13 protein-coding genes are annotated in these 13494 nt (G+C 36.1%); 1 reads left to right on the top strand and 12 read right to left on the bottom strand.

Translation table 11 applies throughout. The features are described from left to right. Window positions 1–186 precede the first annotated feature (186 nt). Window positions 187–1239: an NAD(P)-dependent alcohol dehydrogenase gene (locus tag AC5YGG_RS12645; protein ID WP_496144827.1), complete on the top strand. Its 1053-nt coding sequence runs from the start codon at window positions 187–189 to the stop codon at window positions 1237–1239. Between the two features lie 121 nt (window positions 1240–1360). On the opposite strand, the gene AC5YGG_RS12640 is transcribed toward AC5YGG_RS12645, so the two are convergent. From AC5YGG_RS12640 to rpoC, 12 genes are all read right to left on the bottom strand, one after another. Then, window positions 1361–2644: an alkaline phosphatase family protein gene (locus AC5YGG_RS12640; RefSeq protein WP_496144826.1), complete on the bottom strand. Its 1284-nt coding sequence runs from the start codon at window positions 2642–2644 to the stop codon at window positions 1361–1363. A gap of 93 nt (window positions 2645–2737) precedes the next feature. Then, window positions 2738–3574 carry a GNAT family N-acetyltransferase gene (locus AC5YGG_RS12635; RefSeq protein ID WP_496144825.1) on the bottom strand — a complete coding sequence of 279 codons (837 nt, stop codon included), beginning with the start codon at window positions 3572–3574 and terminating at the stop codon, window positions 2738–2740. 31 nt (window positions 3575–3605) lie between these two features. After that, window positions 3606–4001 (bottom strand): cytidine deaminase family protein, encoded by a 396-nt coding sequence (locus AC5YGG_RS12630; RefSeq protein WP_496144824.1) that lies wholly within the window; start codon window positions 3999–4001, stop codon window positions 3606–3608. Window positions 4002–4010: 9 nt separating this feature from the next. Next, window positions 4011–4610 (bottom strand): GrpB family protein, encoded by a 600-nt coding sequence (locus AC5YGG_RS12625; protein WP_496144823.1) that lies wholly within the window; start codon window positions 4608–4610, stop codon window positions 4011–4013. Window positions 4611–4755: 145 nt separating this feature from the next. Beyond that, on the bottom strand, window positions 4756–5502 hold the full coding sequence (locus AC5YGG_RS12620) for a T9SS type A sorting domain-containing protein (RefSeq protein ID WP_496144822.1): 747 nt from the start codon (window positions 5500–5502) through the stop codon (window positions 4756–4758). A 1-nt stretch (window position 5503) separates the two neighbouring features. Next, a complete protein-coding gene (locus tag AC5YGG_RS12615; protein WP_496144821.1) occupies window positions 5504–6022 on the bottom strand; it encodes an ankyrin repeat domain-containing protein in 519 nt (172 codons plus the stop codon). Continuing rightward, a complete protein-coding gene (locus tag AC5YGG_RS12610) occupies window positions 6019–6561 on the bottom strand; it encodes a YceI family protein (protein WP_496144820.1) in 543 nt (180 codons plus the stop codon). The genes AC5YGG_RS12615 and AC5YGG_RS12610 overlap by 4 nt, the downstream gene beginning before the upstream one ends. An 11-nt stretch (window positions 6562–6572) precedes the next feature. Continuing rightward, window positions 6573–6920, bottom strand: a complete 348-nt coding sequence (locus AC5YGG_RS12605; protein WP_496144819.1) for a c-type cytochrome — start codon at window positions 6918–6920, stop codon at window positions 6573–6575. A 1-nt stretch (window position 6921) separates the two neighbouring features. Continuing rightward, window positions 6922–7764 carry a DUF5777 family beta-barrel protein gene (locus AC5YGG_RS12600; RefSeq protein WP_496144818.1) on the bottom strand — a complete coding sequence of 281 codons (843 nt, stop codon included), beginning with the start codon at window positions 7762–7764 and terminating at the stop codon, window positions 6922–6924. A 126-nt stretch (window positions 7765–7890) separates the two neighbouring features. After that, complete coding sequence (locus tag AC5YGG_RS12595) at window positions 7891–8541, bottom strand: Crp/Fnr family transcriptional regulator (RefSeq protein ID WP_496144817.1); 651 nt, start codon at window positions 8539–8541, stop codon at window positions 7891–7893. A 241-nt stretch (window positions 8542–8782) separates the two neighbouring features. Beyond that, on the bottom strand, window positions 8783–9088 hold the full coding sequence (locus AC5YGG_RS12590) for a DUF3467 domain-containing protein (RefSeq protein ID WP_002976436.1): 306 nt from the start codon (window positions 9086–9088) through the stop codon (window positions 8783–8785). Window positions 9089–9175: 87 nt separating this feature from the next. Beyond that, window positions 9176–13441 carry a DNA-directed RNA polymerase subunit beta' gene (gene rpoC / locus AC5YGG_RS12585; protein WP_496144816.1) on the bottom strand — a complete coding sequence of 1422 codons (4266 nt, stop codon included), beginning with the start codon at window positions 13439–13441 and terminating at the stop codon, window positions 9176–9178. Between the last annotated feature and the right edge of the window lie 53 nt (window positions 13442–13494).

Raw genomic sequence — 13494 nt, 5'->3', positions numbered from 1 at the left:
CCTAACATATATTATGTCGGTAAAATTGGTAAGTAATTCGGTAATCTGTATAAGCAAGATTTCTCTGAAAGTGTCGATTTTTGTACCGTTATGAAAGTGTATTACGAAAGAAAGTAATTACGGAATAGCGAAGTTTTATAACAGTTAAAATGTATAATAATTTATTAATCTAATAAAAATAATCACATGAACACATTTACAGTAAAAGCCTATGGAGCTGAGTCTACCACGGCAGATCTGAAAGAAATGAATATTGAAAGAAGGGATGTTACTTCAAAGGATGTAGAAATTGAAATTCTATATTGTGGAGTATGTCACTCTGATCTTCATACGGCAAGAAACGACTGGAGCGGAACGATTTATCCTGCTGTTCCTGGACATGAAATTGTGGGAAGAATTACGAAGATTGGAAGTGAAGTTACCAAGTTTAAAGTAGGTGATCTTGCGGGAGTAGGATGTATCGTAGATTCTTGTGGGCACTGTAACAGCTGCCAGCATGATCTTGAGCAATATTGTGAGAACGGATTCACAGGAACGTATAATGGGCAGGATAAGCACTTGGGTGGTCATACTTTTGGCGGATATTCTCAAAAAGTAGTTGTAGATTCCCACCATGTATTAAAAGTTCCTGAAAATCTGAATCTTGCTGCCGTAGCTCCTCTTCTTTGTGCCGGAATCACGACCTGGTCACCATTAAGACACTGGAATGTTGGACCGGATTCTAAAGTAGCAGTTGTAGGGTTAGGAGGGTTAGGACATATGGCAATTAAGCTGGCAAAAGGTTTGGGTGCTGAAGTAACGTTATTTTCAAGAACACCGGGAAAAACTGAAGATGCAAAACAGTTAGGAGCGGATCATGTTATCATTTCTACAGATGAATCGCAAATGGCTTCTGTAAAAGGAAAATTTGATGTGATCATCGATACGGTTCCTTATGTACATGATGTGAATCCTTATGTTACAACTTTAAATATTAACGGAACACATGTTCTTGTGGGATATTTAGGAGGGCTTGAACCTATTTTGAATACAGTTCCGATGATCCTTGGCAGAAAATCTGTAGCGGGATCTGTGATTGGTGGTATTGCCGAAACTCAGGAAATGTTAGATTTCTGCGGACAACATAATATTGTTTCTGAAATTGAAATGATCAAAATGCAGGACATCAACGAAGCCTATGAAAGAATACTGAAAAGTGATGTAAGATATCGTTTCGTGATTGATATGCAGTCATTATAATCGGTTTACTAGATATTGAAAACATGGTAATCTCTGAGCGGGATGACATTGTTTTATAAAGTTTCGGCGCATCTTTGGTGCGCCGAAACTTTTATATTTTTTGAAATTATAATATGATTTATTATTTTTTCTCTTTCAATATCTTTTTCAATACTTTCATTTTTCCATCAATGGGCTGGTCTATTTTTAATCCTAAAATATCAGCCACCAGCGGATAAACGTTTACATTGGCAAATTCATCGATTACCAGATTGTTTTTAAATTCCGGTCCCCAAGCGTAGAAAGTAGCCTTCATTTCCGGAACTGTTCTTGGGTTATAGCCATGTTTTCCTACAGATGTCTTTTTTCCTTTCTCCAGAAATATTTTAGGAGCTTTTGGTAATAAAAGGATTTGTCCTATTCTCTTGTATTGATCGTCTTTTGTTGCAAAGTGTAAGTATTTAGGAAGCTTTTTATCCAGATACACTTCATAGTCGTCTGTTTTATTGGCTTTTAATTCTTTGTAAACTGATTTTACCTCATCCGGATTTTTAACAAATACTCTTAAAAGCGTCTGAGAGTTATAAAAATCGAATCTGTTTTTATCGAAAAGAATAGCAGGAATTTCCAGTGGAGCTCCTCCATCTACTTTTATCATTCCGTGGTCGGAAACGAATACGAAGTTGACATTTTTCAATCCTAAATCATTGACTTTCTGAACAAGCTCTCCTATTGCCTGATCAATAAGATGAACAGCTGTTTCTGTTTCTTTTGTATCGGGACCGTAGTGATGTCCGCTGCCATCTACTTCCGGAAAATACAGAGAAATAAAGTGAGGTCTTTGGTCTTCAGGAAGCTTCAGCCAATTCACTACTTTTTCTACCTTTTCGGACGGTGTAAATTTTTCGTGATATGGATAATAATAGGTAGGTCTCATTCCGCCTGCATCACTTGCGGAGCCAACCCACATTAGTGAAGCAGATACGAGCCCTTGCTTTTCAGCTAATCCCCAAAGTGGAGTTCCTCCGTACCAGCTTCCGTCTTCTGCATTTTTTTTATTGCTCATTGCGTAAGTTTCCTTTCGCTTGTAATCATAGAAAAAATTGTCTATCAAACCGTGATGTGCCGGATACATTCCTGTAATAAGGCTCCAGTGGTTGGGAAAAGTGATACTTGGATAACTTGGGATCATTGCTTCAGCTTTTACACCGTTGCCGGAAAGTTTCAGCAAATTTTCAGCATTGTATTTCTTTGCGTAATCATATCGGAAACCATCTGTTGAGATCATGATTACATATGGCTTTGATTGGGCTTCCACACTATTTTGTCTGCCCGGAACGACTACCTGAGCCGTATCCACATTTACCTGCTGGGCAAAAACCGTTAAGGAAATAAACAGCAGTAAAAAATGTATTCCTCGCTTCATTATTTAAATTTTCGACAAAGTTACATTCTCTACTGCTCCCTGAAAAGTTTAAGAGGTTAAAAGTATATTAAAACCTGTTATTTTTGAATTCAATTAAATAGGTCGTTTCATTTCAAATTGTGACAACCAGTTTTCAAGACCAATTTTCTGATCTAAAAATGTTCTGGTTTCTATAGAAATATCATCCACATTATTAATGGCAACAGGGTTTCCATCATCAATAGCTCTGAAAAGCATGCTGCCAATTCCCTGTTTTCTATATTCTTTATGAACTGCAATCTGAAGTACTTTTCTTGCTGCGGGATTGTAAATAATATATCCTACCAGTTTTTCACCTGAATAAGCTCCTATAGTGATATAATTTTTCGGCATAGGATCTAATACATAAAGTGAGCCTTGCCATGAAGGTTCAATATCCCAGAAAGAATGAAGATTGTCCCATTGGAACTCCTCCATTTTTTTTATAGTGACCTCAGCATTTTCCTGCCCTGATTGAATATTTCCTCTAAAGCAAAGCAGTTTTCTTACAATCGTAAACCCTAAATTTTCATAAGCTCTGATTGCTCCTGCATTTCCTTCAATCACTTCCAACAGTAATATATCTGCATTTCTTTCTTTTAAAGCAGGAATAATAAAGTCATACATTTTTCTAACCAAACCTTTTCCTCTGCTTTCCGGAACAACTCCTGTTCCCCCGTTATAAATAATTTTCTGCCCATTCTCCACCTTTTCCGACTGAAGAATAAAGCTTACTAATCTTCCCTCTTCAAAACCACCTACCGAAATATTCATATCCAGTTTTTCAGCAGCAATTTTAGAGGTAAGCATCTCTTTCGTCAAATGAAAAGGAACTATATAATCTGAAAAAGACAAATTAAATACTGCTAAAATCTCATCTATACTTACATTTGCTAAGGTTTTAAACTCCATTACTCTTTATTTTAAAAATTATTCTTTACAATCACCATTCTCTGCCAAGATCTTCCTTCCAATCATACGGCATCAGTTCTTTTAATGTTACAAAAACTCCATTTTTAACTTCTATAACTGCGTTAAGATTTTCTTTGGACAGCTGGCTCATCAGTTCTCTGCAACGTCCGCAAGGCGGAACAGCGTTTCCATCATTTCCTACTGCTACAACAGCTTTGATATAACGTTCTCCGTTCTTCAACATTTCCGCTACAGCACTGTGCTCGGCACAAAATCCCATAGAACAAGCAGTATCTATACTGATTCCTGTATATACGTTCCCGTCCAAAGTTTCAATCGCTGCTGCTACCCCACCATATTCTATAAAATCATTCAGCGTTTTGGATATTGCCCATTGACTTGCTATTTCCTTCAAATCTTTTCTCATGGAAGTAATTTATTTTTGATTGTTTAAATACCACCGAATGGCATTCTCTTCTTCTCTTTTGATAAACGGATCTTTACCGTCATTATAATCATTACCATCAATCCATTCTTTCTTACTGAGGTTTTCCTCTAATTGCTGATATTCTTCTTTGACTTTTGGATGGGACATAAGATAATCCCGAAATGCAAGGTGACGAAGCCAGTGTTCTGATGATGTTGGAATGGTATGAATGTGTGCTATACGAAACTGATGATTGTGTAATTCTTCAGGAATTTCATCACCCGGATGAATAATTTCAGGAAAGCCTAGGATCTGAGGTTTATCTGTAAGCTTAATGAAAAAACGTCGGTATGGCATTTCTTCGTTATATTTTTCATAATAAACATAATCTTTCCCCAGCAGTAAAGGTGGAATCTGATCTAATTCCGTTTCATTTCTCACACCGATCATCATATCGATAATTGGCTTGGCAGACAAACCTTCTACTGAAGTACTTCCGATATGTTCTATTTCCGGCTGTAAGAAACCAATGCTCTTTTCCAGTTCTTTTTTAATGGATTCAAATTGTTCTTTCCAAATCGGATTGTATTTTTCAAAAGTAACTTTCATGGAGATTCTGGTGACTAACAAATATAAAAAAAATTAGTCGAACTCCTTATTTATAAGCATCTCAAGATGTTCATAAAGATGCAAAAAATAGTATCTCTGAAAAATAAGAGATACTATTTTAAATATTTTAGTTGTTAAAAAAAAGTTATTCTTTAATCATTTTCTCATAAGAAACGCTTCCATCTTTAAGTTTGATTTCAAGATAGTAATTTCCTGGCTTCAGATCTTCAATATTAAAGTTTTCTTTATCTGGGTTTACTGATTTTACTTTTCTTCCGGTTGCTTCGTAGATCTCCACTAATTTTATTTTATCGAAGTTTTTAAAGTTCACATTTGTTTTTGCCGGATTAGGATAAACATTCACTTTTTTGTCATTGGAAGCTACTTCATTTGTTGATAAAGTGCTTGCTGTCATTGTTAATGTTGCATATCCTCTTCCTACATCATGATAACCTATTGAAGGACTTGATTTCCTTGAATAAAATATATTAATTGTTCCGGCAGTATTAAGAAAAGTAAAATCTCCGGTTCCTCCCGAAAGTGATCTTGTCGCCACAATGGTTCTGATGCTTCCAGCTACAGTGTTAGAGATTTCTGTCCAGTCCTGAGAAGGATCAGCATTAGGAGGATTTCCCAAACCTGTAAATATATAATCTCTATTCGCAGAAGAATTATATATAAACCCGTCAGCTCCTGTTGCCATCCCCGAAGTTCCAAAACCGATCCCAAGCATTGAATTACTGTCACCTGTCAATGTCAGTGTTACTCCTGTAGGAGTTGTATCTAATTTCACCGTCATAGAAGTAGCCGGTAGATTGACTACTCCTGATGAAAACTGTGCCCAGGCAAAATTTGCTAGAGCTAAACTTAGTGTTAGTAAAGTTTTTTTCATATCAATTTTTTAAGAGATTAATGATTTCCTTGTTGTTTGTCTGTAATGCATATTCAAAAGGAGTCATTCCCATTGAATCTTTTTTTGATTTATCTGCTTTGTATTTGAGAAGCAGTTCCACCAATTCTTTGTTTCCAAATTTCACTGCCCAGAATAATGGAGTATATCCTGTAGCATCTGCAATATTGGGATCTGCATTTCTTTTCAACAAAGCTTCTGTAAGTTCTCTGTTATACTTTACTGCCAACCCTGCTAATGCTGTTCCCTCTCTGCTTTTATAGTTTACATCTTTTACATGATCTATCAGGAATTTTGCTACCTCTATATTTCCCCGGTAGCAAGCTAGAATGAGAGGTGAAAAGCCACCTTCATTAACTTGATTTACCACATCAGGGTTTTGCTTCATCAAATTCTGAACTTCAGTTACAGTTCCGGATCTTGCTATATCAAATATTGTTTTTTCCTGAGCTGTTAAAAGTGAGCTTAAGAAAATGCCTATTAATAGAATTAAGTTTTTCATTGTTTCGTCAATATATATTTATACTCAACATTTACACTTTCTGCAATTTTCTTTGTTACCATTTTAGGAATTGTAACTTTATAATCTGCCGGTTTTGCCACAAAACTTCCCTGCACATAGATTTTACCGTCCTTCGCGTATATGGTTGCCGCAGAAGTAACAGCTTTGTCTACTCCATGAAAATTGTGGGTACCTTGAATAGTATATTTTTGTGGAGTGGAAGTTAGTTTTCCAGAATCAAAGTTGATAATCTTACCTTTGAACGTTGTTTTTGGATATTTGGCTGTTTCAGCATAACTTTCATTGAAGTGTTCTTCCATTAATTTAGTCTTAAAATGAAAATTTTTAACTACAGAAATTGATGCTATCTCTCCATTATCAGCATTTAAAACCACCAGATTGTTATCATCAGAAGCATATATATCTTCGAATAAAGGCACAGAAGCTTCAAAGTTGACAATCCCTGTTTTAGAACTGTATTTTTGAGCATAGGTATAGCTTACAAAAAGTGATATACCCAGTAATAATGTTTTTTTCATATTAAATCTTTTTAATTTTCAATGAGTCCATCGGCTTTCCATTTAAGAAAAATATTGATTTGTGTAGCAGACAGTGAACCTCCTTTCGGCATTTTCTGCTGGTCGCCATTTGCTCTTTGAATCCTATCCAGAATACCTTCTATATTATTTTTTACCTGGTCATAATTTGCCAATGGTTTAAAGCTTCCAATAGAGTGACATCCTATACAATTATTTTCTATGATCGGTTTTACATCTTCAGTGTAGTTTACAGGAACCGTTATAGGAGTATTATCTGAAATGTCTTCATATGTTCTGCTCTCACAGGCAATTATTATCATTGCCAAGGATACTGTCATTAGGTATATTAACTTTTTCATATTAAAAAACTCTATAAAGATTAAACCCAAAGAAAATATGTCCTTTTCCCCAATTTCCAGATGCGTTTGTAAGATATCCGATATCGGAATTGATCTGGGAATTGCTAAATAAAAGCTGGAAAATATGTCCACCGGTTTCTATATCTACTCCCAGCGATAATGGATTTTTATAGAAACTGTGATTGTCGAAATTCACAAAATATTCTGCATTCAGAGATACTCTTTTTGAAATTTTATAGCGTCCGCCCAATCCTGCGAGAAATTGATTTTTATCTTCAATATTGGGCTCGTAAAGGTTTTTATGAACGTAAGAAGGAGTAAACTGCATAGAAAATTTGTCGCTGAATCTTCTCGAAATCAATGCCTGAGTAAGATACGCAAGTCTGTCGGTGAATGTAAGATGCGGATAAGTGTCTTTGTCCAGATCCGTATTTGCCGCCATTACATGATAACCTACAATATCTACAGGAAAGTTATCGTTTTGTCTTACCAATCTATATTTTACTCCACCTTCAAAGGTTTTCATATTGGTTTCTCTGGAAAGACTTACAGATACAGCATCAGTAATGCCGTAAATAACACCTAATTTTGTAGAGGCATTATCTAATCCGAAAAAGTTTTTAAATCCTGTACTTACATCCCCAAAACGATGTGCAATAACAACGTACCATTCTTTTTTTGCAGCAAGTTTTGTAGATTGCCCGGTAACGATCTGAAGGGCTTTAAATGCCGGTTGTGAAATTTCAGTATTGGTTTTTATGGTATCAATATCTTTCAGCAGATCTTCCTGAGAGAAAGCAAAACCTGACGAAAGTACTGATAAAAACAAGAAAGCTTTTGTCATATACAATTTGAATTAAATTATGATATAACAAACTTATCAAGTTATTAATTCAAAAATAGGTGACAAAAGTCACTCAAAAAATTGTTTTTATCAATCATAAAAACAAAACTATTAAAACAATATAAATTAGACTAATCTAACATCTTCATTTACAGTAATTTTGATTCCTTCTTTAGTTTGTATAATTTCGCCATCACTTTCTATTTTTTTTAAAACTCTGCTTACTACTTCTCTGGAAGTTCCAAGGCTATTCGCAATTTCACGATGTGTTATTTTGATAGGATTTTTTCCTGTAGATGAAATCTGTTGTCTGATATAGTTAAGTACTCTTTTATCCAATCTATGGAAAACAGCATCATTTACCATATTCATTATTTCTGAAAATCTTCGATCATATTCGCGATAAAAAAGTTTATTGATTTCAGGAAATCTGATCAGCCACTCATGGATGATAGAAACAGGAATAAGTAACGCTTCAGAATCTTCTTCTGCAATGGCATATACTCTACTTGTATAATCTGTAAATATGGAAGAAAAAGTCATCAAACAACTGTCATTTTCTTTGATATAATAGTAGATCAGTTCTCGTCCGTCGTTCAAAGTAAAAACTTTTACAGAACCTTTAATCAAAAAGGGTACGTATTTATTTTTTTGCCCTTCCCTAATGATCTCTGTTTTTGCTTTTATATTTGAAATGACAGCATGTTGCTGAAGCGCTGTTAGAAATTCGCTGCCAAGAAACCCAAATTTATTCACAATAAACGGACTATTAATCATATTGATGTTTTTCTACTTTTTCTAACAGCAAATATATAAATTTGAAATATTTATATAATATTTTTTATTTTACAATGTAATATTAATAATTGAGCAAAAAAAAAAAAAAACCACCATCAACGTTCATAAATCTGGTTTCACTTTTAAAGTGCTTTATTAACTTTATCAATTTCTATTAAGTATAATGTAAAAAAAATACCCCGGTAAAAACCGGGGCATCTTATTTATTGTAAGAAAAATCTTAAGCTTGTACGTTGTTTCCTCCTAATACGAAAGGCTCAACTTCTTTGATTTCTCCGAACTGCTGCTCGTAGTTAGCGATGTTCTGTTGAAGAGCGTTTAATACTCTTTTAGCGTGAAGTGGAGCAAGAATAACTCTTGATCTTACTTTAGCTTGCTGAACACCTGGCATCAACTGAATAAAGTCTACTACAAATTCAGATGGAGAGTGGTTTACTAATGCTAAGTTAGCATAGATTCCAGCAGCTACCATTTCGTTTAATTCGATGTTGATGTTTCCGTCTTGTGGATTTTGATTGTTGTCCATTGTTATAAATTATGTTTTTAAAATTCGAAATTTGAGATTGTGAAAATATAAAAATAATTTCAAATCCCAAATTTCAAATCATTAATTTTAGTTAAGGTCTTCGAATTCTTTCTTAGAACCTACGATAACATTCTGATACTCTTTAAGACCTGTACCTGCAGGAATTCTGTGTCCTACAATTACATTTTCTTTAAGACCGTTAAGATCATCGATCTTACCTGCTACAGCTGCTTCGTTTAGAACTTTAGTAGTTTCCTGGAATGATGCCGCAGACATGAACGATTTAGTTTGAAGAGCTGCTCTTGTAATACCTTGTAATACTGGTGTTGCAGTAGCCGGTAAAGCTTCTCTTACTTCAACTAAAGCCTGATCTTCACGCTTCAATTTAGAGTTTTCGTCTCTTAATTCTCTTGCAGTAATCATCTGTCCTGGTTTGAATTCTTTAGAATCACCAGCTTCTACTACTACTTTAAGTCCAAATACTCTGTTGTTTTCTTCTAAGAAGTCATATTTGTGCTCAAGAGCTCCTTCTAGGAATTGAGTATCACCTCCATCCACGATAGATACTTTTGTCATCATCTGTCTTACGATGATTTCGAAGTGCTTGTCGTCGATTTTTACCCCCTGTAGACGGTAAACTTCCTGGATTTCGTTTACTAGATATTCCTGAACAGCTGTTGGACCTTTAATTCTTAAGATATCGTCTGGAGTGATTGAACCGTCAGAAAGTGGCGAACCAGCTCTCACGAAGTCATTCTCCTGTACTAAGATCTGGTTTGATAATTTAACTAAGTAAATTTTTCTTTCTCCAGTTTTAGCTTCAACGATCAATTCACGGTTACCTCTCTTAATTTTTCCGTAAGAAACTACCCCGTCGATTTCAGTAACAACCGCTGGGTTTGAAGGGTTTCTTGCTTCGAATAATTCGGTAACTCTCGGAAGACCTCCGGTGATATCCCCTGCTTTTGCAGATTTTCTTGGGATCTTGATTAAAACTTTACCAGCCTTAATTTTCTCACCATCGTTTACCATTAAGTGGGCTCCTACCGGTAAGTTGTATGCTTTTTGCTCAACTCCTTTAGAATCTACCACCTTCAAGGTAGGTACGGCTTTCTTATTTCTAGATTCAGAGATTACTTTCTCTTCGAATCCTGTTTGTTCGTCAATTTCAAGTTGGAATGAAATACCCTGGATGATATCCTCGTATTCTACCTTACCTGAAGTTTCAGCAATGATAACCGCGTTATACGGATCCCATCTACAGATTGTATCTCCTTTCTTCACTTTATCACCTGGTTTCACAGATAATATCGATCCGTAAGGTACGTTAGCTACCATTAATGGAGTTCTAGACTCATTATCAGCAACTAATCTGAATTCTGTTGAACGAGAAACCACAACCTCAGCTGTATTACCGTTTTCATCTTCAGAAGTAATTGTTCTTACTTCGTCCATTTCAACGATACCATCTCTTCTTGCAACGATAGATGGGTTTTCTGATACGTTTCCTGCAGTACCCCCTTGGTGGAAAGTTCTCAACGTAAGCTGAGTACCTGGTTCCCCAATTGATTGTGCAGCAATTACACCTACCGCTTCACCCATGTGAATCATCTTACCTGTTGCTAAGTTTCTACCGTAACATTTCGCACAGATACCTTTTTTAGCTTCACAAGTAAGTGGAGAACGTACTTCAACTGCTTCTAATCCTGCTGCTTCAATTCTCTTAGCTAACACTTCATTAATTACCTGATCTGCTTCAGCAATCAGTTCATCAGATTCAGGGTCATAAATATTATGTAAAGATACTCTACCTAAGATTCTTTCAGAGATTTTTTCAACGATCTCGTCATTTTTCTTAAGTGCAGTAACTTCAGTTCCTCTTAATGTTCCACAGTCATCTTCTGTAACGATAACGTCCTGTGCAACGTCTACCAATCTTCTGGTTAGGTAACCAGCATCGGCAGTTTTAAGAGCGGTATCCGCAAGACCCTTACGAGCACCGTGGGTAGAGATAAAGTACTCTAAGATGGAAAGACCTTCCTTAAAGTTTGCAAGGATCGGGTTTTCGATGATCTCCGCACCGGTAGAACCAGCTTTTTGTGGTTTCGCCATCAAACCTCTCATCCCTGATAACTGACGGATCTGTTCCTTAGAACCCCTCGCCCCAGAGTCAAGCATCATGTATACAGAGTTGAAACCACCTTGGTCAGTTTTCATTCTGCTCATGATCATTTCAGTTAATCCCGCGTTGGTATTTGTCCAAACGTCGATTACCTGGTTATAACGTTCTGTATCAGTAATTAGACCCATGTTATAGTTAGCTCTAATTTCGTCTACAGTTTCGATTGATTGTGCAATCATCTGCTTTTTCTCAACAGGAACTACGATATCCCCAAGTGAGAAAGAAAGACCTCCTTTGAATGCATTTGAATATCCTAGATCTTTCATGGCATCCAAGAACTTCACAGTTGTAGGGAAATCTGTATCAGCAAGGATCTTACCGATAACGTTTCTCAATGATTTCTTAGTAAGAAGTTCATTGATATATCCTACCTGCTTAGGTACAATTTGGTTGAATAAGATTCTACCTACAGAAGTTTCGATCAATCTTGTTACGATTTGTCCGTCTTCTTTAATTGGTAGTCTACATCTTACCTTAGCATTTAATGAAACTCTACCTTCTGCATAAGCGATTTCCGCTTCTTCAGGAGAATAGAAAGCAAGACCTTCACCTTTTACTTTCATATCTTCAGTAGAGCTTAATTCTTTAGTCATGAAATAAAGACCAAGAACCATGTCCTGAGAAGGTACCGTAATTGGAGAACCGTTTGCCGGGTTCAAGATGTTTTGAGAACCTAACATCAATAACTGAGCTTCAAGGATCGCTTCTGGTCCTAACGGCAAGTGTACCGCCATCTGGTCACCATCGAAATCGGCGTTGAATGCCGTCGTTACTAACGGGTGTAGTTGGATAGCTTTACCTTCGATCATCTTAGGTTGGAAAGCCTGAATACCAAGTCTGTGAAGAGTAGGTGCCCTGTTCAATAGTACCGGGTGACCTTTCATCACGTTTTCTAGGATATCATAAACTACTGGTTCTTTTCTATCGATAATTCTCTTCGCAGATTTTACTGTTTTTACAATACCTCTCTCGATTAGTTTTCTAATGATAAACGGTTTGTAAAGCTCAGCTGCCATATCTTTAGGGATACCACATTCGTGAAGCTGTAAGTTTGGACCTACAACAATTACCGAACGCGCAGAGTAGTCAACCCTTTTCCCTAGCAAGTTCTGACGGAAACGACCTTGCTTACCTTTCAATGAATCAGAAAGTGATTTCAATGGTCTGTTTGATTCAGATTTTACTGCAGAAGATTTTCTTGTGTTATCGAATAATGAATCTACTGATTCCTGAAGCATACGCTTCTCGTTTCTCAAGATTACTTCAGGAGCTTTGATCTCCAATAGTCTCTTCAAACGGTTATTTCTGATAATAACTCTTCTGTAAAGGTCATTTAAGTCAGAAGTTGCGAAACGTCCTCCATCCAATGGAACTAATGGTCTTAGTTCTGGTGGGATAACAGGAAGTACACGCATGATCATCCACTCTGGTCTGTTGATCATTCTTGTATTAGCACCTCTCAATGCTTCTACAACGTTCAATCTCTTAAGAGCTTCAGTTCTTCTTTGTTTTGAACCTTCGTTGTGAGCTTTATGTCTCAAGTCGAAAGACAATGCATCAAGATCGATTCTTTTTAATAGATCTTCAACAGCTTCAGCACCCATTCTAGCGATGAATTTGTTTGGATCAGAATCATCAAGATACTGGTTTTCTACAGGAAGAGTTTCCATGATATCAAGGTATTCTTCTTCTGTAAGGAATTCCATGTTCTCGAAATCAGAACCGTCTAATTTCTTAGCAATACCTTGTTGAATCACTACATATCTTTCGTAGTAGATGATCATATCTAATTTCTTAGAAGGAATTCCAAGAAGGTATCCGATTTTGTTTGGTAATGAACGGAAATACCAGATGTGTGCAATTGGAACTACAAGGTTGATGTGCCCGATTCTCTCTCTTCTTACTTTTTTCTCAGTAACTTCTACTCCACAACGGTCACAAACGATCCCTTTGTAACGAATTCTCTTGTATTTACCACAAGCACATTCGTAATCCTTTACAGGACCAAAGATTTTCTCACAGAATAGCCCGTCTCTTTCAGGCTTGTGAGTTCTGTAGTTAATAGTTTCCGGCTTTAAAACCTCCCCTCTTGAGTCTTGTAAAATAGACTCCGGTGAAGCTAAACCGATGGTTATTTTATTAAATCTACTTGATTTATTTTTATTTGACATTTTTTAGATTTTAGATTTTGGATTATAAATTTTGGATTTAAGAATTTCGAATT

Source organism: Chryseobacterium sp. CS2K3, assembly GCF_059515185.1.
Note: the sequence above shows the minus strand (reverse complement) of the source record. Positions and strands in the feature narration are given on the sequence as shown.

Excerpts from the sequence above, each read along its gene's own strand:
- AC5YGG_RS12645 (WP_496144827.1), top strand. The coding sequence starts at position 187 with ATGAACACATTTACAGTAAAAGCCTATGGAGCTGAGTCTACCACGGCA.
- AC5YGG_RS12640 (WP_496144826.1), bottom strand. The coding sequence starts at position 2,644 with ATGAAGCGAGGAATACATTTTTTACTGCTGTTTATTTCCTTAACGGTT.
- AC5YGG_RS12635 (WP_496144825.1), bottom strand. The coding sequence starts at position 3,574 with ATGGAGTTTAAAACCTTAGCAAATGTAAGTATAGATGAGATTTTAGCA.
- AC5YGG_RS12630 (WP_496144824.1), bottom strand. The coding sequence starts at position 4,001 with ATGAGAAAAGATTTGAAGGAAATAGCAAGTCAATGGGCAATATCCAAA.
- AC5YGG_RS12625 (WP_496144823.1), bottom strand. The coding sequence starts at position 4,610 with ATGAAAGTTACTTTTGAAAAATACAATCCGATTTGGAAAGAACAATTT.
- AC5YGG_RS12620 (WP_496144822.1), bottom strand. The coding sequence starts at position 5,502 with ATGAAAAAAACTTTACTAACACTAAGTTTAGCTCTAGCAAATTTTGCC.
- AC5YGG_RS12615 (WP_496144821.1), bottom strand. The coding sequence starts at position 6,022 with ATGAAAAACTTAATTCTATTAATAGGCATTTTCTTAAGCTCACTTTTA.
- AC5YGG_RS12610 (WP_496144820.1), bottom strand. The coding sequence starts at position 6,561 with ATGAAAAAAACATTATTACTGGGTATATCACTTTTTGTAAGCTATACC.
- AC5YGG_RS12605 (WP_496144819.1), bottom strand. The coding sequence starts at position 6,920 with ATGAAAAAGTTAATATACCTAATGACAGTATCCTTGGCAATGATAATA.
- AC5YGG_RS12600 (WP_496144818.1), bottom strand. The coding sequence starts at position 7,764 with ATGACAAAAGCTTTCTTGTTTTTATCAGTACTTTCGTCAGGTTTTGCT.
- AC5YGG_RS12595 (WP_496144817.1), bottom strand. The coding sequence starts at position 8,541 with ATGATTAATAGTCCGTTTATTGTGAATAAATTTGGGTTTCTTGGCAGC.
- AC5YGG_RS12590 (WP_002976436.1), bottom strand. The coding sequence starts at position 9,088 with ATGGACAACAATCAAAATCCACAAGACGGAAACATCAACATCGAATTA.
- rpoC (WP_496144816.1), bottom strand. The coding sequence starts at position 13,441 with ATGTCAAATAAAAATAAATCAAGTAGATTTAATAAAATAACCATCGGT.